Consider the following 20,742-nt stretch of genomic DNA (forward strand, 5'->3'; position numbering starts at 1 on the left):
GGTTGGTCTCAGAACTGGGTGAAGAACTTCCAGATCTCGGCCGGCACCCAGGTCCGGGATCCGCTGTCGCCGTCCGCGCCGTCTTGGGGGGCGGCGATGTGGCCCTCGTCGAACGCGGCCCATACGACGGGGTGTCCGGCCGAGCATCCGGTGTAGGCGGTGACGCGGTGCGTCCGGCTGCCCTGTGCGGGCTCGGGCGGGTTCTGCGCCGCGCAGCCGTTGTTGCGCACGAACCGGTCACGCAGGGTACGGCCACCGGAGATGCCGAGGACCGAGTCCCGTATGCCGTGTACGCCGAGGTAGGCGACGGGCTGGGTGCCGCCGGCGCAGCCGCTGAGCTGTCCGCCGGACTGGACGGCGACCGCGCGGAAGACCGCGGGCCTCGCGCAGGCCAGCGCGTATGTCATGGCGGCGCCGTAGCTGAAGCCGACGGAGAAGCGCCGGGTGGTGTCGACGCACAGCGCGTTCTCGATCTGGCCGAGCATGACGTCGGTGAAGGTGACGTCCTCGCCGCCGGAGTTGGCCCAGCCGTTGTTCAGGCCCTGGGGTGCCACGAAGATCGTGCTGTTGTTCGCCAGCCGTTGCAGCCCGTAGTACGCCCAGGTGCCGTTCTCCACGGTGCGGCCCGTCGCCACGTCGGTGGCGGTGCCGCCGAGCCAGTGGAAACCGAAGACGAGCCGGTAGGCGTGGTTGCGGTCGTAGTTGTCCGGCACCTTGAGGATGTAGGTGCGGCTCTTGCCGTTGACCTGCGTGGTGTGCGTGCCGCTCGCCAGCCCGGGGGCCTTGCCGCACCCGGCCGTCGCCGCGGTGCCGCGGACGGCCGCGGGGGTGGCGCGCCGCCCGTCGCCGCTGTGGTGCGGAGCCGAGGCTCCGGTGGTGGCGACCAGGGCGAGAAGGGCCGCGACCACGGTGGGCCATAACGAGGCTGATCTGGCTTTCTGCATCACATCACTCCTTCGGTCGATCAGCTGGGTGGAGGTGGGGCGCCCCGGGGGTGGGAGCGGGGACTCAGCGGTATCCGGCCGCGGCGATGTCGGCCTGTACGGCGGCGTCCGTCGCGTCGGAGGGGTAGCCGGCGGTGATGGCGCCCTCGTAGAAGGTGCCGACGCTGAGGTTGGTGTTGCCGTTGCAGCAGTCCCCGCCGCTGCCGAGGATGATGGCGCCCTGCTTCCTCATGGGGCTGTATCCGTTGGGCAGCGAGCCCGCGTACAGCGTGGTCAGACCGCCGGACTGGGCGTTCGCGCCCTTGATCGCGAACCGGGAGGTGCCGTTGTTCTTCAGCATCGCGGTGACGAACTTGCCGCCGAAGGCACGCTGGTCGGGGTTCCAGGAGGTGCTGCCGCCGGGGAACAGACCCCATTCGAGGTCCGCCTGCACCCAGGGACCCGTGCCGGAGCAACCGCCGAACCAGCACGACGTGCTGAAGTTGATCGCGTCCATCGCACCCGGGCCGTCCGCCTTGCGGGTGGTCTCGCTGTTGCCGTAGTCGAAGCAGCAACCGCTGTTGACGTGCGTGCCACTGGTGACCATGTACATCCCCTCGGGAGCACTGCCGGTGGGCACGCCCGTCAGGTGGCCGTCACGCCAGTAGCTGTTGCCGGCGTTGATGTAGAGCGAGTAGGCCTTCTTGCCGCCGACCGTGAGCGACTCGCTGGTGGCCTTCGCCGCCGTGTCGGACCCGCCGACCCCGCCCGGCCCCTGGTAGCCGAGGTGGTTGCCGTGCCCTGACTGGTCGTAGACCCATGTGATGACGCAGGTCGTACCGGCGCAGAACGCGTCCTGGGCCGTGGCGTCGGCCGCTCCGCCGGCGACGGTGACGCCGATGTTCCTGGTGGCGTTGTCGGACGCGCGCCTGACCTGGTAGAGGGGGCCGTTGTACGAGCCGTACAGGGCGCGGGTCGTGCTGTGGGCGGCCACACAGGGGGTGCCGCCCGAGGCGTAGAGGTCACAGGGTCCGGTGCCGGCGGCGGACGCCGGGACGGGGGAGATCAGCGAGGCCAGCAGGGAGGTGACGAGCGCTGCCAGGCAGGCCGCCGCTCGGAGTGCCGCGCGTAAGGGGCGTTTTTGGGGGCGTTCGCGGATGAGTGTTCGCCCGTTCGGACATGTCCATGACAGTAATAGAGGCACGTCTGACTCCAGGAGAATCCAGCGGCGTTGGTGGTGCTGGTGCGTGCTGTGCCTTGCGCTTGCATGTCTGATATTTCGAACGACACTCGGGGTTTCGGACACTCTGGATGATAGGAACCTCAGGGCAATCGTCAATGCCTGTCACAGGACGTTTTGCCGTGGCAGGAAGTGGTGCACTGGTGGTGAAGAGGACGGGACCTGGCGTGAGCTGCCCGGGCTCGGAAAACCGAAGAGCTTCCCGCAAGAAAGTTTCGATACTACGGTCGCGTGCAGCATTCCGGTCGTTCATCCCGATCTCCCGGAGGAACGCGCATGCACGCGCGCTATTTCGAATCCTTCGTCCCCGGCCGTGGCCGGCTCGCGCCCCGCTCGGCCCTCGACTCCGACGCGCCCAGGATCGACCTCGACGGTGCGTGGGCGTTCCGGTTCTGGCCGGCGCTGCGCCCGGAACCCGACGGGTTCGAGGACCCGCACTTCGACGACGGCTCCTGGGACCGGCTGCCCGTGCCCTCACACTGGCAACTGCACGGCTACGGGCGGCCCGTCTACCTCAACATCCCCTACCCGATCCCGGTCGACCCGCCCTTCGTCCCGGACGAGAACGAGACCGGGGACTACCGACGGGTCTTCGACCTGCCCGCCTCCTGGGAGGGCAGGCGGGCCGTGCTGCGTTTCGAGGGGGTGGACTCCTGCGCCCGGGTCTGGCTCAACGGTCGCGAGCTGGGCGTGACGTACGGCAGCCGGCTGCCCACCGAGTTCGACGTGACCGGGGTGCTGCGGCCGGGCCGCAACGTCCTCGCGGTCCGGGTGCACCAGTTCTCCGCGGGCACCTACCTGGAGGACCAGGACACCTGGCGCCTGTCGGGCATCTTCCGGAACGTCTCCCTTCAGGCACGTCCCGCCGGCGGGATCCGGGACGTCTTCCTGCACGCCGACTACGACCCGGACACCGGCGAGGGCCGGCTCCGTGTGGAGGCCGACGCCGAGGCGCCCGTACGGATGAGCGTCCCCGGCCTCGGCGTCCACGACCGGCCGCTCGCCGGCGAGTCGGTGTTCGCCGCGGTGCGCCCCTGGAGCGCGGAGAGCCCGTGGCTCTACGACGCGGAACTGGCCACCGACAGCGAGCGGGTGCGCGTCCGGCTCGGGTTCCGCACCGTCGCCGTCGGCGACGACGGGGTGCTCCGGGTCAACGGCCACCGGGTGGTGCTGCGCGGGGTCAACCGGCACGAGTTCGATCCCGACCACGGCCGGACGCTGTCCCCGGACACCATGCGCCGCGACGTGGAGCTGATGAAGCGGCACCACATCAACGCCGTCCGCACCTCCCACTACCCTCCGCATCCGGCCTTCCTCGACCTGTGCGACGAACTCGGCCTGTGGGTCATGGTCGAGTGCGACCTCGAGACCCACGGGTTCGAGTACGCCGACGAGGAGCGCTGGCAGCGCAACCCCTCCGACGACCCGCGCTGGCACGACGCCTTCATGGACCGGGCCGAGCGCACCGTCGAACGGGACAAGAACCATCCGAGCGTCATCCTGTGGTCGCTCGGCAACGAGGCCGGGGACGGCCGCAACCTGCGCGCCATGGCCGAGTGGGTGCGCCGCCGGGACCCGTCCCGCCCCCTCCACTACGAGGGCGACCGGCTCGGCGAGTACACCGACGTGCACGGCGAGATGTACCGTCCGCCCGCCGCCGTCGCCCGCATCGGCCGTGGCCTGCTGCTGCCGGGGGAGATCTCCTACCCGGCCCGCCCCGGCTCCGGCGACCCGGCGGACGACCCGCGCAACCGCAAGCCGTACCTGCTCACGGAGTTCGCGCACGCGATGGGCAACGGCCCCGGCGGGCTGGCCGAGTACGCACGCCTGTGGGACCGCTACCCGCGGCTCCAGGGCGGCTGGGTGTGGGAGTGGATGGACCAGGGGCTGCGCATCCGCGACGCGCAGGGACAGGAGTTCTTCGGGTACGGCGGCGACTTCGGCGAGGAGTTGCACGACGGCAACTTCATCTGCGACGGCCTGGTCTTCCCCGACCGCACCGCCTCCCCGGGCCTGCTGGAGTACGCCAAGGTGATCGCGCCGGTGCGCATCGGTTGGGGCCCGGAGCAGGGCACGCTCACGGTGGAGAACCACTACGACGTGCTCGACCTGTCCCACCTGCGGTTCACCTGGTCGCTGGAGCGGGACGGGACGGAGCTGGCCCGGGGCGTGCTGCCCACCCCCGAGGTGGGGGCCGGGGAACACGGCCGGCTGCCCCTGCCCCCGCTGCCCCCGAACGGCCCGTCGGCGCCGGGCCGGGGCGGCGAGCTCTGGCTGACCGTCCAGGCGGAACTCGCCAAGCCCGCCGACTGGGCGCCCGAGGGGCATGTGGTCGCCTGGGCCCAGTTCCAGCTTCCCTCGACCTCCCGCCGCCGCACGAGGGGCGCTCCGGTCGCGGCCCGTACCGCGGACGAGTACATCCGGCTCGGTCCCGGCCGCTTCGACAGCACCACCGGCAGCCTGCTGGGCCTCGGCGCGGCGGCTGTGCGGGGACCCCGGGTGAACCTGTGGCGGGCCCCCACGGACAACGACCTGGGCTGGACGCAGCGCGACGCCGCCTACTGGAAAGGCCGGGGCCTGGACCGGCTGCGGCACCGCACCGTGTCCGTCGACGCCGGCCCGGACGGGCTGACCGTCGTCGTGCGCAGCGCCGCCGCCGCGGCCGCCTGCGGCTACCTGACCACCTACCGGTGGGACAGCGACGGGGAGAGCCTGCGCGTGCGCGTCCACACCGAGCCGGTGGGCCACTGGCCGGAACGGGGCGACGACTTCGCCGACACCATGGTCGACGCGGAGCTGCCCCCCGAGGAGTACGCGGAGCTGGTCCGCAGGGACAAGTCCCGCTCCCTGGCCCGGATCGGCCTGGACTGGCGGCTGCCCGAGGACTGGTCGCACGTGGAGTGGTTCGGCGCGGGCCCCGGCGAGGCGTACCCGGACTCCCGGCAGGCGGTCCGCGTCGGCCGCTTCCGCGCCACGGTGGACGAGATGCAGACGCCGTACGTACGCCCGCAGGAGAACGGCAACCGAGCGGACGTCCGCTGGGCGGCCATCGGCGACGGGGCCGGCCGGGGAATCCGCGTCGAGGGGGAGGAGGTCTTCCACATCGCCGCGCGACGCTGGAGCGACCGTCGGCTCGACGCCGCCCGGCACCAGCACGAGCTGACCCCGGAACCAGTGGTCCACCTGCACACCGACCACGCCGTCCAGGGCCTCGGCAGCGCCGCGGTGGGCCCCGGCGTCCTGCCGCAGCACCGGCTGGAACTCGGACCGGCCCGCTTCACCCTCGTACTGACGCCCCTCGGCCCGGAGTGAGACCGGTACGGCCCGCAACACCCCTCTGCACCGGGTCAGTGGGGTGCCGGGCCGCAGCTCTCCCGGCTCGTCGGCACCGGGGTGAGCAGCGTGACCCGGTCCGGCGTCCGCCCGTTCACGCCAGTCAGCGGCAACTCCGCCGCCCGTTCCGTGGCCGGACCGGTCACCGAGGTGAGCCCGGGGGAGTGCCGCTCGGCCGGGTCGTCCGGGCACAGCGCCACCACCGATGGCCGCTGATGACCTGGCTCGCCGTGCTGGGGGAGACGCCCGCGGCCGCCTCGGCCAGGGTCACCATGCCGGTGGTTCCTCCGCTGTGTCACGGCCGGTCAGCCCTTGACGGCGCCGGTGAGCACACCGGCCCTGAAGTGCTTCTGCATGAAGGGGTAGACGACGAGGATCGGCACCAGGGTCAGCACGACCACGGCCATCTGGAGCGACTGCGGCGCTGTCCGCGTGTGCAGGGAACCGAACCCGCCGTTGGCCGAACCCGGAATGGACATGCCGTAGTTGACGTACTGGAGCAGCACGTACTGCAGCGGCCACCTGGCGCTGTCGGTCGGCATGTACAGCATCACGTTGAAGAAGGAGTTCCAGTAGCCGACCGCGTAGAACAGGGCCACCACCGCGGTGACCGCCCGGGAGGTGGGAAGCACCACCGACCACAGGACGCGCCACTCCCCGGCCCCGTCCAGCCGGGCCGCCTCGATCAGGTCGGCGGCGGTGCCGGAGTAGAAGGCGCGCAGCACCAGGATGTTGAAGACGGACACGGCGCTGGGCAGGATCAGCGACCAGTACCGGCCGTACCCGCCGAGTCCGGTGACGACGAGGTAGGTGGGGATCAGGCCGCCGCCGACGAACATGGTGACGATGAGCAGCATCAGGATGGCGCGGTGGCCGAACGACCGGGAGCGGGAGAGCCCGTAGGCGCAGAGCACGGAGCACACCAGGGAGACCGCGGTCCCGACCAGGGTGATACCGAGGCTGACGAGGACGGCGCGGGTGACCGGGCCGTCGGTGAGCATCTGCCGGTAGGCGTCCAGGGTGAGGCCGTCGGGCCACACGACCAGACCGCCGGCGCGGTTGATGGCGCCCGGCGTGGAGACGCTGGTCAGGGTGATGATCCACAGCGGCACCAGGACACCGGCCACCACCAGGGCCAGGACGCCGCCCTTGAGCGTCTGGCCCAGGACGGTTGGTTTCTCCTCCCAGGCGGGGCGCCGCCGTTGACGGCCGGGCCGCGGCCGGGAGATCTGCGGGGGTGTCGTCGTCCGGCTCATCCGCGGTACAACCCGTCCTCACCGAAGGCGTGCGCGAGCTTGTTGGCGCCCCAGATCAGCAGGAGCGAGATCACGCTCTTGAACAGTCCGGCGGCAGCGCCGTAGCTGTAGTTGTTGGTGCCGATGCCGTAGTAGAAGGAGAAGGTGTCCAGTACGTCGGCCGCGTCGTGGCCCACGGCGTCGCGCTGGATCAGGAACTGCTCGAAGCCGACGGAGAGGGCGTTGCCCAGGCGCAGCACCAGCATCAGCACGATGACGCCGCGCATACCGGGCAGGGTGATGTGCCACATGCGGTGCCGGCGTCCGGCGCCGTCGACGGCCGCGGCCTCGTAGAGGTTCTGGTCGATGGCCGCGAGCGCGGCGAGGAAGACGATGATCCCCCAGCCCGCTTCCTTCCACACCGCCTGCCCGGTGACCAGCAGAGGGAAGGCACCGGGGTCGGTCATGATGTCCCAGGCCCCGATGCCGTGCCGGGCGAGGAACTGGTTGAGCGCTCCGGCGCCGCCGAGCATCTGCTGGAAGATGGTGATGGCCAGCACCCAGGAGAAGAAGTGCGGCAGGTACACCACCGACTGGATGACATTGCGCAGCCGTTCGCTCAGCACCGAGTTGAGCAACAACGCCAGGGCGATGGGCACCGGGAAGAAGAGGACCAGCTGGACGCAGCTGAGCCAGAGCGTGTTGCGCAGCGCTGACCAGAACACCGGGTCGTGGAAGAGCTGTTGGAACTGGTCGAGCCCGGCCCACTGGCTGTGCAGGACGCCGTCCAGCGGGTCGTAGTACTCGAAGGCGGTGATCAGGCCGAACAGCGGGACGTAGTTGAAGACGAGCAGCAGCGCGACCGTCGGCAGGGTCATGAGGACCAGGGCGCGGTCCCGGCGCAGCCGGATCCGCCAGTTCGTCCGTCCGGCCCGGACGGGTCCGGCCCGCCGGTGTGCCCGCGCTCCGGCCGTGCCGGAGGCCTCGTCGTCGCCCTCGCGCTTGATCGCCTTGGGGGTGAAGGTGGCGGCCACCGTTCCTCCTCGCTGGGGGCCGGGCCGGCCGGGGCCGACCGCGCGCCGTCGTCTGCTACTGGCCGGTGCCGTGCTTGTCGAGGACCTCGGTCTGGTACCAGCTCCGGAGACGGTCGCCGCCGCTGGACTTCCAGGCGGAGACGGCGGCCTGGTAGTCGGACACCTTCTTCCGGCCGTGGATGACGTCCTGGATGGCGTCCTCGACGGACTGGCCGGCGGCGATGGCGGCGAAGCGTCGCGGCAGGGTGATGTTCATGCCGTAGAACACCGGCTTGTAGACGTGCTGGACGGCCCGGGCACACCACGCCGTGTAGTCCTTGGTGACTTGGTCGGCACCGAGGTCGCTGACCACGCTCGGAGGTGAGGCCAGGAACGGGAAGACCACCTGCTGAGCGGTCTTCCGGCCTTCGTCGGTGTACGTGGGCACGCCATTGCGCCGGATGTGGTGGACGCCTTCCACGCCGTAGTTGACCAGCGTGTACTCCGCCGAGCCGAACGGGGCGGCGAGGAAGTCGGCGATGGACAGCAGCTCCTCGATCTGGTCCTTGCCGAGCCTGGCGTTGAGGTAGCTCAGCATGCTGGTGGCCGCGCCCAGGAAGATCCGCGGAGCGGACCTGCCGTCGGCGGCGAGGACGTCGAACGCGCCGCGGCGGTACCTCCTGTCCGCCGCGGTGCCGGACTGGTGATCGCTGAGTGTCCAGGCGCCCATGCCACCGCCCTGGATCAGGACCTTGCCCGAGTAGAAGCGGGTGCTGACGTCGTTGCCGGTGCCGGACAGGGCGTCGGGGTGCATGAAACCGGACTTGGCGAGCCTGTGGTGCCAGTCCAGCGCCTCCAGCATCTGAGGCATCTCGTACTTGTGGGTGAGCTTGCCGTGGTCGACCTTCCAGCCCGCCGGCAGTCCCCAGGCCGGGGACAGGTAGGTCCACACGTCGTCGTAGGCCCAGACCCCGGCCTTGGCGTGGGTGAGTTCCCTGCCGAGGTGCCACAGGTCGTCGGCGGACCTGACCTGGTCGGCGGTGATGCCGCGGTCCTCCAGGACGTCCGCGCGGTAGAAGACGGCCCCGGCCAGCGGCATCCCGCTGGTGAACGACGGAATGCCGTAGATCTTGTCCTCCCAGGCACCCGCCTGCCAGGCCAGGGTGGGGATCGCGGCCAGGTTCGGGTACTTCTTGATCCTGTCGCCGGCCAGGTGCGGGGTCAGGTCGGCGAGTTGGGTGCCTGCCAGCTTGCCCACGTCGAAGTTGTTGTTCCACCAGGTCGGCAGCTGGATCCAGTCCGGCAGCTTCCTCGACGCGGTCATCGTCGGCACGATGGTCGCGTAGTCGTTGCCGTTGGCCGGCTTCATGGTGACGGTGGCGCCCAGCGCCTTGTTCACCGCCCGGTAGAACGAGTTGCCCGGGGACGGGAGCGTGCCCCACATCGGCGTGACCGCGGTGTACGTACCGCCCCTCCCCGGGGTGCCGGACACCGTCCTGGCCGGTTCGGCGGGGTAGGACAGGTAGCCCGGGTCGGTGAAGGCGCCGGCCGGCCCGGGGACGGAGGGGATGTCGGGCTTGACCGAGGTGCGGGGCCGGTAGTGCGGCAGTACGGCGGCCAGGCCGGACTCGGTGTTGGTCCCGCCCCTGGCGTCGGAGCCGTCGCCGCAGGCGGCCAGGAGCGGGGACACGGCAGCGGCCCCGGCGACGGCGAGGGCGCCGTTCACGAATGCTCTGCGGTTCACTGAGGTGCTCATGGTGGACGGCCCTTCGCCTGGGGGATTCCATGACGTGTCGTGCAGGAACACGCGGCGCGTGGCGGGCGCGACCGCTGTGCGGGCGGTCGGACACCAAGAAGGCGCGAACGGCGCGCCGCTGGGAGCGGAGCCGTCGAAGCGCTTCGACATTGCCGGGAGGTTAAGCGCGGCGGCTAAGACCGCGCAAGAGTCCGGCGACGAAAACAAAAGGCGAAAGGCACCGACACTTTCCAGGAAACTTTCTCTTGACCGTCGCCGTGGACCGTGCCAGCGTCGAAGGGCTTGCGTAAGGGAGTGGACCACCGTCGAGGCCCGCCTGGCCGAACGCCCCCGCACGCAGACGAGTTGACCGCTTCCCGGGACCGGACTCCGCCGATCCCACCTGCCAAGGACGGCCTGACACCATGCCGACGCATCCCGCCACCGCGACCAACCCGGTCCTGCCCGGCTTCCGTCCCGATCCGAGCGTCTGCCGCGTCGGCGAGGACTACTACCTCGCCTGCTCGAGCTTCGAGTACTTCCCCGCCATCCCCGTCTTCCACAGCCGTGACCTGGTGAACTGGACCCAGATCGGCAACGTGGTCGACCGGCCCGGCCAGTTGGACCTGCCCACGGACACGCCCTCCTCCGGCGGCCTCTACGCACCCACGCTGCGCCACCACGACGGCCGGTTCTGGCTCGCGGCCGCCCATGTCGCCCCCGGCGGCGGCAGTGTGCTGTTCACCGCCACCGACCCGGCCGGCCCCTGGTCCGACCCGGTCCCCCTGCCCGGGGTCACGGGCATCGACCCGGACCTCGCCTGGGACGACGACGGCACCTGCTGGTGCACCTTCGCCGGGATCCGGCAGACCCGCATCGATCCCCGTACGGGCGAGGCACTCGACACGCCCTACCCCCTGTGGTCCGGCACACCGGGCGCCGCCGCACCCGAGGGGCCGCACCTGTACCGCATCGGCGGGTACTGGTACCTGATGCTCTCCGAGGGCGGCACCGAACGCGGCCACGCCGTCTCCATCGCCCGAGGCCCCTCCCCGTCCGGCCCGTTCACGCCGTGCCCGGCCAACCCGGTCCTCACCCACCGCGGCACCAGCCGGCCCGTGCAGAACACCGGACACGCCGACCTGGTGCAGGCACCGGACGGGTCCTGGTGGATGCTGTTGCTCGGCGTACGGCCGCAGGGCGGCACCCCCGGCTGGCACATCCTGGGCCGCGAGACCTTCCTCGCACCGGTCACATGGGAAGACGGCTGGCCCGTGGTCGGCGAGATCGGTCTGGAACTCCCGCCGCTTCCTTGGTCCCTGGCCCCCGGCCCCGGCACGGACGGCCATGACGACTTCGAGCCGGGTGAACTGCGGCCGCACTGGATCTCGTTGCGCGACCGTCCGGCGGAACTGGTCACCACCAAGGAACGCGACGGCTGGCTGACCCTGCGCTCCCGGGGCGGGTCCCTGGACGAGCCGGACGCGGTCTTCGTCGGCCGCCGTCAGCAGCACCTCGCCTTCCGGGCGAGGGCCCTGGCCGACCCGGCCGAGGGGCGTGGCGGCCTCGCCGTCTTCCTGGACGAACGGCACCACTACCGTGTCGAGGCCGGCCCCGACGGGCGCGTCCAGGTGATCGCCCGGATCGGCTCGCTGCACAGCGTCGTCGCGGAACTCACCCTGCCCTCCGGTCCTCTGGTGCTGACGGTGCGCACCGGACCGGCACCCGAGCCCCACGACTCGCGCGTCGGCCCCGACTCCCTGGTCTTCGGCGTCGAGACCGCCGACGGCGCCGGGACAGAGCTGGCCTCGCTGGACGGCCGCTATCTCTCCACCGAAGTGGCCGGTGGCTTCACCGGACGCGTGGTCGGACTGTACGCCGCCGCGGGGACGGTCCACTTCGACTGGTTCACGTACACGTCCGCCTCCGGTGGGGCCGGATAACCCCGTTCACCGACTCCCCTCAGTCCCGGACCGTCGTCAGCCGGTCACCTCCTTCAGTCCACCGTCGCGGCGCGCCCGCGCGAGGCCGTGGCGGCCCCTCACACCCACGTCTGAAGGGACAGCACAGTGGATGAGACGCAACGCACCCCACGACGAGGACACCGGAGCCGGCCACGGCCGGGCGAGCGCCTGCGGCGCCTCGCCGGGCTGCTGCTCGGGTCGGCGGTCGTCCTCCAGTTGGCCTGGGGCGCCTCCGCGCCCGCCGCGACCGCCGCACCCCAGCGCCCCGCGCCCCGCACGAGCGAACAGCTGGCGATGGTCGCCGCCATGCAGCCCAGCTGGAACCTGGGCAACACCCTGGACGCCATCCCCGACGAGACCTCCTGGGGTAATCCCCCCGTCACCAGAGCTTTGTTCGACGCCGTCAGGGCGAAGGGCTTCCGCAGTGTCCGCATCCCGGTCACATGGAGCGGCCACCAGTCGGCCACCGCGCCGTACACGATCGACCCGGTCTTCATGCGGCGGGTCGAGCAGGTCGTGGACTGGGCCATCGAGGACGGCCTGTACGTGGTGCTCAACGTGCACCACGACTCCTGGCAGTGGATCAAGAACCTGCCCACCGACCACGACGCCGTCATGGCCCGGTTCGACGCCACCTGGCGGCAGATCGCCACCGCGTTCCGCAAGGAGCCGCGCAGACTGCTCTTCGAAAGCGTCAACGAGCCGTCCTTCGACGGCATCACCGACGCCGAGAAGACCCGGCTGCTGAACGAGCTGAACCTCTCCTTCCACCAGACCGTCCGCGCCGGCGGCGGTCGCAACGCGCACCGCCTCCTGGTGCTGCCCACCCTCGGGGCCACCCCGAGCCGGCCGCTGATGGACGACCTCGCCACGACGATGTCGTCGCTGCACGACGACAACCTGGTGGCGACCGTCCACTACTACGGCTTCTGGCCGTTCAGCGTGAACGTCGCCGGCTACACCACCTTCGAGGCCACCTCCGAGAAGGACATGGACACCGCCTTCGGCCTGATGCACGACGTCTTCGTGGCCAAGGGCATCCCCGTCTACGTCGGCGAGTACGGCCTGTTCGGCTTCCCGCCCGTCGACTCCGACCCGTACGTGGTCGAGCGGGGCGAGGCACTGAAGTACCTGGAACGCCTCGGCCACGACGCCCGCGTCAGCGGCGTCACCACGGCCCTGTGGGACCCGTACCAGTACATCAACCGCGCCACGTTGCAGTGGCGTGACCCCCAGGTGATGGACTGGATCATGGCCGGCTACACCACCCGCTCGGGGACGGCCTCCTCCGACCAGGTGTACGTGCCGGCGACCGGCACGATCACCGACCGCACGCTCACCCTCAACCCCCACGGCACCGCCTTCCGGGGCCTGTGGCAGGGCCGTACCCGACTCCACGCGGGCCGCGACTACACGGTGTCCGGCGACCGGCTCACGCTGAAAGCGAGCGCACTCACCCGGCTGGCCGGGGACCGCTCGTACGGTGTCAGGGCGACGCTGGAGGCCAGGTTCTCGAAGGGCCGGCCCTGGAGCGTCGACATCGTCTCCAGCGAGGTGCCCCAGCTCTCCGGCGCGACGGGCACCACCAGCGGGTCCCTCACCCTCCCCACCCGGTACCGCGGAGACCAGCTCGCCACGATGGAATCCCAGTACGCTGACGGCACCCCGGCAGGCCCCATCAGCTGGAGCACCTTCCAGATGTTCGGCTCGCAGTTCGTGCCCCAGTACCGGGCCGACACCCTCACGCTCACCTCCGACTACCTGTCAGCGCTCAAGGACGGCCAGGAGGCGACCCTCACCTTCCACTTCTGGAGCGGCGCGAAGGTCACCTACCACGTCGTGCGCGACGGCACCACGGTCACCGGCTCTCCCTCCTGAACCGGTCCGCCGCGCCTGCCACAAGGGGGCGCGGCGGTTCTCAGGCGCGCTTCTGCCTCTTCGGGTTCCTCGTTCTCCTCGGTGGTGGAGCCGTGCTGGCGCGGACGGTCAACGAGGTGGCGATCTCCAGGCCTGTCCGAGCGGGCCGCTCACCGCGGCCGAGGGCCAGCGCCAGTTCCGTGGCGGCCGATGCCATCTCCGTGAGTGGCTGGTGCACCGTCGTGAGGGGCGGCTCCACCCACGAGACGACCGGCAGGTCGTCGAAGCCCACCACGCTCAGATCGTCCGGGACGGTGAGCCCGAGTTCGCGCGCCGCCTGGTAGACGCCCAGGGCCTGCAGGTCGTTGACGGTGAAGATCGCGGTAGGGCGGTCGGGCAGATCCAGCAGTGTGTGCGCGGCCTGGCGGCCCGCCTCCCGGTTCAGCTCCGCGTGGACGACCAGGCGGGGGTCCGCGGGCAGGGCCGCCGCTTCCAGGGCGGAGGAGTAGCCGGCCTGCCGGGCCTGGAAACAGGACACATCCTCCGGGCCGCCGATCAGGGCGATGCGCTGGTGGCCGAGCTCGATCAGGTGCCGGGTGGCCGACTGGCCGCCGCGCCAGTTGGTGGCGCCGACGAACGGCACGTCGTCCGGCAGCTCGTCCGTGGGGTCGAAGACCACGAACGGGATGTCCTGGTCCCTGAGTTGCTCGCGCTCCTTGTCGGAGAGCTGTGCCACGGAGAGCACGCAGTGAGGGCGCCGGTCGACCATCTCGTCCACGGTCCTGGTCGGCGTGTCGTGGAGGCCGAACTCGGAGACCATGACACCCACGCCGTTCTTGCTGGCGGTCCGCTCGACGCCGCGGATGATCTCCACCGCCCACATGCTCTCGAGTTCGCGGAAGACCAGCTCCACGGTGTTGTTCCGGCGGCCGGGGGGCTTCTTGTAGCCGTACCTGTTGATCAGCTCCTCGACCCGGGCCCGGGTGTCGCCGGAGACGCCCGACCGGCCGTTGAGCACCTTCGAGACCGTCGGGATCGACACGCCCGCCGACTCGGCGATGTAGGCGATGGTGACCGGCCCCCTGCGTCCCCCGGGCGGATCCTGTTCGCCCTTCGGAGACACTCCCGCCCTGCTGTCCGCCACGGTCACCTTTCCCCGGTCGCGCGACCCGCCGCCGAGCGCACGAGAGGCTTCGGAGCGCGTGTCATCACCTGCCGCCGTCATTGTGACACCCCCGTGCCGCGGCCTGTCGCGGACTCCATCGCCCCCGTACGGCCGGTGAGCCGCATACCGCATACGGTGTCGCTGGCATGGTGCCGGCCGAGGAGACCGACCTGCGTACGGCGATCCACCGGCAGGCCGAGGAATCCGTCGCCGCCGGAGCCCTCCTGCTGACCGGAGGCGAGCCCCCGCGCGGCGACGGTCACCCGTAGGCCGGTGTGTGCCGTGCTCAGTTGGTCCGGTCGGCCCAGCCCTCGGGGAGGTCGCCGGGTGCGAGGGCGACGGCGTCCTCGTTGTCCTCTCCGACGAACTCGTCCAGGGTGATCTTCGCGAACTCGGGGACGACGTAGATCGGGTAGGTGGGCCCGGCGTCGCGGTAGGCGTGCATCGTGTCGAGGTGGTCGTTCTGGAAGAGCACCGTGCGCCGCGGGTGCTCCTCGACCCAGCGCGGGAAGAAGATCGTGCCGTGCAGCACCCGCTCGCCGGGGAGCACGTTGACCGAGACCGACGTGCCGGTGGGCTCGGTCCAGGAGACCTTGTAGACGCCCGGGGTGAGCATGACCAGGTCGACGTTCTGGTCCCTGACCCAGCGGCCGCCGACCATGCCGGTGTGGATGCGGTAGTCGATGGTCGTCGCGTTCTTCACGTACATCTCGTACTGCCAGCCGTTGGCGTAGGTGTAGATGAAGCGGTGGCCGACCATGGCGGACAGGTCCTGCGGCGGGGTGGGGTCGGCGACGGTGGTCTGGTGAACGGTGGTGTTCATGGGGGAAGTCCTTGTCGCGTGCGGTACGGCGTCTGTGTCTGTAGCCGGTACCTTCATTTTGCCATAAAACTATTTTGCAGCAAAACAAACTGCTCGGGCAGTATGGAGGGCATGGACATGGGCACCGCCACCGAACTCAGCCGCCTCCTGGGCCCCCTCCGCAGAGCCGTGGTCCGCGCGACCCGCAGTGCCGAGGGGCTGCCCGACCTGCCCGAAGCCCAGATCGAGCTGCTTCGCGTGCTCGCCGGCGAGGGCCCGCTCAGCCCGCGTGCCACCGCTCAGCGGCTGGGCATCGCCCCCTCCACCGTCAGCAACCTGGTCAAGGCGATGACCGCGGCGGGCCTGGTGACCCGCGAGCCCGCCCCCGGCGATCTGCGTGCCGTGGTCCTCGCCCCTTCCGCGACGGCCCTCGACCTGCTCGACCGTTACGACCGCACCAGCTCGGCCACCCTCGCCCAGGCCATCGAACAGCTCCCCACGGACGACCGCGAGACGCTGACGGCCTCACTCCCGGTACTGGCCCGCCTCACCACCGTCCTGGAGCCGAGCCGACCGCACCAGTGACCCCGCGGCGTGCGAAGCCCGCTCCGGTGGGACCGGGAGCCGCGCCACGCACTCCAGGACGGCCATGGCGCTGGGGAGTTTCATCGCGGCCTGCGTCCAGGCGAGGGAGCGCGGACCGTCGAGGACCGCACCCGCGACCTCGTCGCCGCGGTGGGCCGGCAGATCGTGCAGGAACGACGCCCGCGGCCAGCGGCGCATCAGCGCCTCGTCCACGTGGAAGGGCCGGAACGCCTCCCGCCACAACGGGTCCGGCTTGCTGGTGCCGGTGGTCTGCCACCGCGTGGTGTACACGACGTCGACGCGGTCCGGAGCCTCCGCCACGGAATGGGTCTCGGCCAGCACGGCACCCGTGTCCTCGGCGACGCACCGCGCGGCGCCGAGCACGGTGTCCGGCAGCCCGTACCCCTCGGGCGTGACGAAGGTGACGTGCGCTCCCGGCACCGTGGCCAGCCCGTGGGCCAGCGCGGTGGCCGTGTTGTTGCCCTCGCCGACGTACAGCACGCGGATGCCGCTCAGATCGCCGTACGCGAGCGTCAGGGTGGCCAGGTCGCACACCGCCTGGGTCGGGTGCTCCTCCTCCGCCATCGCGTTGACCACCGGCAGCCCGCCCTCGCCGGACAGCTCCCGCAGCTCCGCCAGCGGGCCCGCGGTGCGCGCCACGAGCAGGTCGAGCATGGCCCCGAGGATCCGGCCGGTGTCGCCCACGGACTCACCGGTGTTGAGCTGGAGGTCGTGCGGCCCGTAGCCGACCACGGTGCCGCCGAGCCGCACCGCGCCGACCTGGAAGGCGGTACGGGTGCGGGTGGACGTGCGGGTGAACAGCGTCCCGACGACCAGGTCCCGCAGCGGCAGATCGTGGGCCCGCCGGTCCTGGAACAGCTCGGTGGACCGCGCGACCAGCTTGCGCAGCGCGGCGGGCTCGACGTCCGCCAGCGAGAACAGCCCCTGCGCACGGGTGGCCGCGGGGCGGCCGTGAAGGTTGCTCATGCGGTCCTCTCCTTCGGTGAGGTGCGGTCCTCATCAGCTCTTTCGGTGAGGCGCAGTCCTCGTCGGCACCTTCGGGGAGGCGCGGCCCCCGGCGGCGCGCGCTCGTCCCGTGCCGGTCCGGCGGCGACCCTGCGGGCCGCGTCGGGAAGGCGCGTCCACAACCGGCATACCGACAGGGTCACCGAAGACCTGCCCGCCGTACATGCCCGCATCGGCCAATCAGGTGGAGAACAGTCGCCCACTGCCGGTCTTCTGCTTTTGCTGGTTAGCTGGAAGCGCTCCGTCCCGACCACGTCTCCGCTCAGGAGGTATCGGTGAGTGCCTCGCCATCGAAGGACGCGTCGGACCGTGCCATCGCCGAACGGGCGTACGGCGGCGCCGCCGTCACCCGGGTCACCGACTACCACCACCTGCGGCCCGCGGACCGCACCCCGCCCGGGCGGGCCCGTGTGTTCTTCGACCCGGTGGACACCGAGGTCGGCGTGTGGGCGACCGTCGACGTCGTCACCCCGGGAGCCACGGTGCTGGACCTCGGCTCGGGCAGCGGCGCGGCGGCCGCGGCGGTGGCGCGCGCCCGTGCCGCTCGGGTGCACGGCGTCGACATCTCCGCCGACAGCCTGGCGTGGGCCGACGCCCACTACGCCACCCGGGGCACCGGGGTGTCCGGCGAGGAGGTGTCGTTCGGCCGCGCCGACTACACCGCCCTCTCGTCCACCGAACTGCTGGACACGTGCCCGTTCACCGCCGCACCCGACGTGATGACCAGCAACCCGCCGTACGTGCCGCTGCCCTCGCCCGGAGCAACCGGCGGCCGCACCTCCATCGACGGCGGGCCGGACGGGCTGAACCTCGTCCGCCACGTGCTCAGGCACGCCTCGGCGCTGCGCTCCGACCTCGCCCTGACGATCGGCAGCTACACCACGCCCCGCCGGGCGGCGGCCCTGTTGCACGAGCACGGCTACCGCATCACCTCGCTCACCCTGGGCGCCCTGCGGCTCGGCGAACACACCCGCGACAACATGGCACGGGTACGCGACCTGGAAGCGTCCGGCGAGGGCCCGCTCCTGCGGACCCACGACGGCACCCCCCACTACCTCGTGGTCGGGCTGTCCTGCCGATGGTCCGAGAGCACGCCGGACGGGGTGTCCGCGCCGGACGTCTCCTTGCCGCCGGGGGAGTTGCTGCCGCTGCTCCGGCTGGCCTGCCGGTCCGTGACCGGGGCGCTGGAGACGCTCGACGCCGTACCGGACCGGTGGGGCGTTCCGCTCCGGGTCGTGAGCCTGCCCGACGAGTCGCGGCGCCGCCATGTCTGACGCCGGACCGAGGGACGAACCCGCCGCGCGGCCCGGGGACGGACCGCTCACCGTGGGAGTCGAGGAGGAGTTCTTCGTCCTCGACCAGGGCACCCGCCGGCTCGCCGACAGCGCGCCCCTGCTCGACGACCTGAGGGGGCACCACGGCGAGGACGGCAGCGCGACGTACAGCTCGGAACTGCGGCCCTGCATGATCGAGAGCCGCACCGGCATCTGTCACGGCCTGGACGGCCTGCGCGCCGACCTGCGCGCCGGCCGGCACACCCTGACCCGGGCCGCCGCCCGACAGGGCCTCGCGGTCGTGTCGTCGGGCACCTACCCGCTCGCCGACTGGCGCGAGGTGGGGTTCACGGCCCGGCCCCGCTACGACCACATCGCCCGCGTCTACGGTCGCCTCGCCGCCGAGCACCTGGTCTGCGCCTGCCACGTGCACGTGGGAATCGAGGACCGCGACACGGCCGTGGCGGTGATCGAACGGGTCCGCCCGTGGGTCCCCGTACTGGCGGCGCTGTCGGCCAGTTCCCCGTTCTGGAACCGGGAGGACACCGGTCACGCCAGCTACCGCGGCATCATATGGTCCCGTTGGCCGATGGCGGGCATGCCACCGACGCTCGCCTCCTACGCCGAACACCGCGAACGGGTGCGCAGGCTCATCGAGGTCGGGGCAGCCGCGGACTTCGGGCAGGTCTTCTGGGACGTCCGGCCGGGCACCACCTACCACACCGCGGAGTTCCGCATCGCCGACGCCTGCACCACCGTGGACGAGGCCGTCCTCCAGGCCGGACTCGCGCGCGCACTGGTCCGCCAGGGCCTCACCGACATCGCCGACGGGGTGCCGGCTCCCCGGGTGGACCCGGAACTGCTGAACGTCGCGAAGTGGCGGGCCGTCCGGTACGGGCTCACCGAACAGCTCGTGGACCCCCTGGCGGTCGCGCTGGTACCGGCCGCCGACCTCGTCCACCGGCTGCTGGAGCACGTACGCGGCCCCCTCACGGACGCCGGGGACTGGAAAGAGATGACCGGTCTGGTGGACCGGACGCTACGGCGGGGGACCTCCGCCGAACGGCAGCGCCGCGCCCTCGCCGACGGCGGCGAACTGGCGGACGTGGTCGACCTGCTGGTCGCGGAGACGGGGGACACCCGGCCCACACCGTCACCCTGAGCGAGGCCGGGGCACCGGACGACGGCATCGAACAAGGAGGAGACAGCGTGCGCAGCGAGCCCGAATGCGTGATCACCGCCTACCCGGACGGCCCCCTCCTGGTGCGCGGCGCCCACCGCGTCGTGGACGCCGACGGCACGGTGACCGACGTCACCCGGCCGGTGGTGGCCCTGTGCCGCTGCGGACGGTCCGCGCAGAAGCCGTGGTGCGACAGCACCCACAAGCTGACCCGCTTCCGCGACCCGGGACGCGGCCGTCGCCGCGATGCCGAGTAGCGGACCGGCGACGCGCACCCCGAACCCGGCAGGCGACCGGCGCCCGTTACCCGGCCGGGACCGTTCGCAGCGAGGGGCGGTCCTCCGCCCAGCAGGAGAGCAGGTACTCGGCGAACAGGGCGTCGACGCCGGTCCACGCCGTGGCGCCGAAGAGCACGTCCTCCGCGAGCGCGGGCTCCTGCGCGAGCAGACCGCCCACCAGGTCGTGCAGCGCGATCATGTCGTGCACGGAGTCGGCGAGCACGTGCTCGTCGAAGAAACCGGTGGCCGCCGAGCCGAGGCCCAGCCTGCGCATGCCCTCCGCCACGTTCTTGTTCGCCAGAGAGGAGGTCATCTCCGCGACCGCGAGATGACCGGCGAGCGCGCCGCGCAGCCGCCGGTGCAGTCCGAACAGCGACATGATGTTGACCGTCGCCAGGGCGGTCCCTGGAATGACGTCCAGGTAGCCGCCGTAGCGCTCGTCCAGGTCCAGCGCGCGCATCGTCTCCCGGTACAGCTCGGCGTGGATGCGCTCGGGCCGTCCGCTGCCGAACTCGTCGAACTCCACCTCCAGCAGCGCCGCCTTCGCCCTTCCCGTCAGCCGCGGGATGGTCCAGGCGTGCGGGTCGGCCTCCTTCAGCTGGTACGCGGACCGGTGGATGACGTAGTCCCGCACCTGGGCCAGATCCGCCTCCGCCCGCACATGGTGGGAGAGCTGCGGCCCCGGCTGCTCGGCGATCCGCGTCAGCGCCGGGACGACCGCGGCGACGTCCCCGGGTGCCACGGCGCCGAACCGGTCGCGCAGCGCCTCCTCGAAGGTCCGCTCCAACCGGCCGCGCAGGGCCACCACCGAAGGCTCCCACTCCCAGCGGTCGTCGACGCCGGCGAAGCCCCGGTAGTGCAACTCGTAGCAGACGTAGAGAGCGAGGTGCAGGTCGTCGCCCGTGAGCGGGTCCTCCTCGCCGCCGGCGGGGGAGGAGAAGTCACCGGGCGCGCCCGCCAGCGCCCGCACCAGGGCTTCCGTGACCGGCCCCCGGGGCTCGGGCAGCTTCGCGACGCTCTGATCCGACAGGTCGGGGACAAGTGGGCGGGCAGCAGCCACGTCAGCCTCCTCGGGGCCGCCGTCCTGGCGAGCGGCCGGTTGTCACGTGTCCAACCACCTCATCACCGTACG

17 protein-coding genes and 1 pseudogene are annotated in these 20,742 nt (G+C 71.5%); 8 read left to right on the forward strand and 10 right to left on the reverse strand.

Annotation, left to right across the window (positions count from 1 at the left end; genetic code table 11):
- Positions 1-8: 8 nt before the first annotated feature.
- Both ACZ3ZD_RS33750 and ACZ3ZD_RS33755 read right to left on the reverse strand, forming a co-directional pair.
- Positions 9-908, reverse strand: coding sequence for a CE1 family esterase (locus ACZ3ZD_RS33750; RefSeq protein ID WP_467406070.1), 900 nt, complete (start codon positions 906-908; stop codon positions 9-11).
- A 100-nt stretch (positions 909-1,008) separates the two neighbouring features.
- Positions 1,009-1,962 (reverse strand): annotated as a pseudogene (locus ACZ3ZD_RS33755) (arabinofuranosidase catalytic domain-containing protein); the annotation flags it as partial.
- Positions 1,963-2,439: 477 nt separating this feature from the next.
- On the opposite strand from ACZ3ZD_RS33755, the gene ACZ3ZD_RS33760 reads away from it, so the two are divergent.
- Complete coding sequence (locus tag ACZ3ZD_RS33760) at positions 2,440-5,475, forward strand: glycoside hydrolase family 2 TIM barrel-domain containing protein (protein ID WP_467406073.1); 3,036 nt, start codon at positions 2,440-2,442, stop codon at positions 5,473-5,475.
- Positions 5,476-5,510: 35 nt separating this feature from the next.
- Here ACZ3ZD_RS33760 and ACZ3ZD_RS33765 read toward each other — a convergent pair whose 3' ends face one another.
- The 4 genes from ACZ3ZD_RS33765 to ACZ3ZD_RS33780 form a co-directional block, all read right to left on the reverse strand.
- Positions 5,511-5,699 carry a hypothetical protein gene (locus ACZ3ZD_RS33765; protein WP_467406076.1) on the reverse strand — a complete coding sequence of 63 codons (189 nt, stop codon included), beginning with the start codon at positions 5,697-5,699 and terminating at the stop codon, positions 5,511-5,513.
- Between the two features lie 102 nt (positions 5,700-5,801).
- A complete protein-coding gene (locus tag ACZ3ZD_RS33770; RefSeq protein WP_467406079.1) occupies positions 5,802-6,752 on the reverse strand; it encodes a carbohydrate ABC transporter permease in 951 nt (316 codons plus the stop codon).
- Entirely contained in the window at positions 6,749-7,765 is a 1,017-nt protein-coding gene (locus ACZ3ZD_RS33775; RefSeq protein WP_467406081.1) for an ABC transporter permease, read from the reverse strand. The genes ACZ3ZD_RS33770 and ACZ3ZD_RS33775 overlap by 4 nt, the downstream gene beginning before the upstream one ends.
- Positions 7,766-7,820: 55 nt before the next feature.
- Complete coding sequence (locus ACZ3ZD_RS33780) at positions 7,821-9,500, reverse strand: extracellular solute-binding protein (RefSeq protein WP_467406084.1); 1,680 nt, start codon at positions 9,498-9,500, stop codon at positions 7,821-7,823.
- A gap of 404 nt (positions 9,501-9,904) precedes the next feature.
- On the opposite strand from ACZ3ZD_RS33780, the gene ACZ3ZD_RS33785 reads away from it, so the two are divergent.
- Complete coding sequence (locus ACZ3ZD_RS33785) at positions 9,905-11,422, forward strand: glycoside hydrolase family 43 protein (RefSeq protein WP_467406086.1); 1,518 nt, start codon at positions 9,905-9,907, stop codon at positions 11,420-11,422.
- Positions 11,423-11,548: 126 nt separating this feature from the next.
- The gene (locus ACZ3ZD_RS33790; protein ID WP_467406090.1) at positions 11,549-13,321 is read left to right on the forward strand and encodes a cellulase family glycosylhydrolase; all 1,773 of its coding nucleotides are present in this window, start codon (positions 11,549-11,551) and stop codon (positions 13,319-13,321) included.
- A 40-nt stretch (positions 13,322-13,361) separates the two neighbouring features.
- Here the strand turns inward: ACZ3ZD_RS33790 and ACZ3ZD_RS33795 are convergent, their stop codons facing one another.
- The gene (locus ACZ3ZD_RS33795) at positions 13,362-14,444 is read right to left on the reverse strand and encodes a LacI family DNA-binding transcriptional regulator (RefSeq protein ID WP_467406093.1); all 1,083 of its coding nucleotides are present in this window, start codon (positions 14,442-14,444) and stop codon (positions 13,362-13,364) included.
- A 167-nt stretch (positions 14,445-14,611) separates the two neighbouring features.
- On the opposite strand from ACZ3ZD_RS33795, the gene ACZ3ZD_RS33800 reads away from it, so the two are divergent.
- Positions 14,612-14,734, forward strand: coding sequence for a hypothetical protein (locus ACZ3ZD_RS33800; protein WP_467406095.1), 123 nt, complete (start codon positions 14,612-14,614; stop codon positions 14,732-14,734).
- Positions 14,735-14,751: 17 nt separating this feature from the next.
- Here ACZ3ZD_RS33800 and ACZ3ZD_RS33805 read toward each other — a convergent pair whose 3' ends face one another.
- A complete protein-coding gene (locus ACZ3ZD_RS33805; protein ID WP_467406099.1) occupies positions 14,752-15,288 on the reverse strand; it encodes a phenolic acid decarboxylase in 537 nt (178 codons plus the stop codon).
- 111 nt (positions 15,289-15,399) lie between these two features.
- Between ACZ3ZD_RS33805 and ACZ3ZD_RS33810 the strand changes: the two genes are divergently transcribed.
- Complete coding sequence (locus ACZ3ZD_RS33810; RefSeq protein WP_467406103.1) at positions 15,400-15,852, forward strand: MarR family winged helix-turn-helix transcriptional regulator; 453 nt, start codon at positions 15,400-15,402, stop codon at positions 15,850-15,852.
- Here ACZ3ZD_RS33810 and ACZ3ZD_RS33815 read toward each other — a convergent pair.
- The gene (locus ACZ3ZD_RS33815) at positions 15,793-16,839 is read right to left on the reverse strand and encodes an ornithine carbamoyltransferase (protein ID WP_467406105.1); all 1,047 of its coding nucleotides are present in this window, start codon (positions 16,837-16,839) and stop codon (positions 15,793-15,795) included. The genes ACZ3ZD_RS33810 and ACZ3ZD_RS33815 overlap by 60 nt on opposite strands.
- A 314-nt stretch (positions 16,840-17,153) precedes the next feature.
- On the opposite strand from ACZ3ZD_RS33815, the gene ACZ3ZD_RS33820 reads away from it, so the two are divergent.
- Genes ACZ3ZD_RS33820 through ACZ3ZD_RS33830 form a run of 3 tightly spaced genes read left to right on the forward strand, consistent with a single transcriptional unit; the run spans position 17,154 to position 19,589 of the window.
- Complete coding sequence (locus ACZ3ZD_RS33820; protein ID WP_467406108.1) at positions 17,154-18,152, forward strand: methyltransferase domain-containing protein; 999 nt, start codon at positions 17,154-17,156, stop codon at positions 18,150-18,152.
- Complete coding sequence (locus tag ACZ3ZD_RS33825) at positions 18,145-19,314, forward strand: carboxylate-amine ligase (RefSeq protein WP_467406112.1); 1,170 nt, start codon at positions 18,145-18,147, stop codon at positions 19,312-19,314. The genes ACZ3ZD_RS33820 and ACZ3ZD_RS33825 overlap by 8 nt, the downstream gene beginning before the upstream one ends.
- Before the next feature lie 47 nt (positions 19,315-19,361).
- A complete protein-coding gene (locus tag ACZ3ZD_RS33830; RefSeq protein ID WP_467406113.1) occupies positions 19,362-19,589 on the forward strand; it encodes a CDGSH iron-sulfur domain-containing protein in 228 nt (75 codons plus the stop codon).
- A gap of 46 nt (positions 19,590-19,635) precedes the next feature.
- On the opposite strand, the gene ACZ3ZD_RS33835 is transcribed toward ACZ3ZD_RS33830, so the two are convergent.
- Complete coding sequence (locus ACZ3ZD_RS33835; RefSeq protein WP_467406116.1) at positions 19,636-20,670, reverse strand: iron-containing redox enzyme family protein; 1,035 nt, start codon at positions 20,668-20,670, stop codon at positions 19,636-19,638.
- Between the last annotated feature and the right edge of the window lie 72 nt (positions 20,671-20,742).

The organism is Streptomyces sp. NPDC023481, assembly GCF_055560195.1.

Coding starts and splice junctions, on each gene's coding strand:
- ACZ3ZD_RS33760 (WP_467406073.1), top strand. CDS start 2,440: ATGCACGCGCGCTATTTCGAATCCTTCGTCCCCGGCCGTGGCCGGCTC.
- ACZ3ZD_RS33770 (WP_467406079.1), bottom strand. CDS start 6,752: ATGAGCCGGACGACGACACCCCCGCAGATCTCCCGGCCGCGGCCCGGC.
- ACZ3ZD_RS33780 (WP_467406084.1), bottom strand. CDS start 9,500: ATGAGCACCTCAGTGAACCGCAGAGCATTCGTGAACGGCGCCCTCGCC.
- ACZ3ZD_RS33785 (WP_467406086.1), top strand. CDS start 9,905: ATGCCGACGCATCCCGCCACCGCGACCAACCCGGTCCTGCCCGGCTTC.
- ACZ3ZD_RS33800 (WP_467406095.1), top strand. CDS start 14,612: ATGGTGCCGGCCGAGGAGACCGACCTGCGTACGGCGATCCACCGGCAG.
- ACZ3ZD_RS33805 (WP_467406099.1), bottom strand. CDS start 15,288: ATGAACACCACCGTTCACCAGACCACCGTCGCCGACCCCACCCCGCCG.
- ACZ3ZD_RS33810 (WP_467406103.1), top strand. CDS start 15,400: ATGGACATGGGCACCGCCACCGAACTCAGCCGCCTCCTGGGCCCCCTC.
- ACZ3ZD_RS33815 (WP_467406105.1), bottom strand. CDS start 16,839: ATGAGCAACCTTCACGGCCGCCCCGCGGCCACCCGTGCGCAGGGGCTG.
- ACZ3ZD_RS33825 (WP_467406112.1), top strand. CDS start 18,145: ATGTCTGACGCCGGACCGAGGGACGAACCCGCCGCGCGGCCCGGGGAC.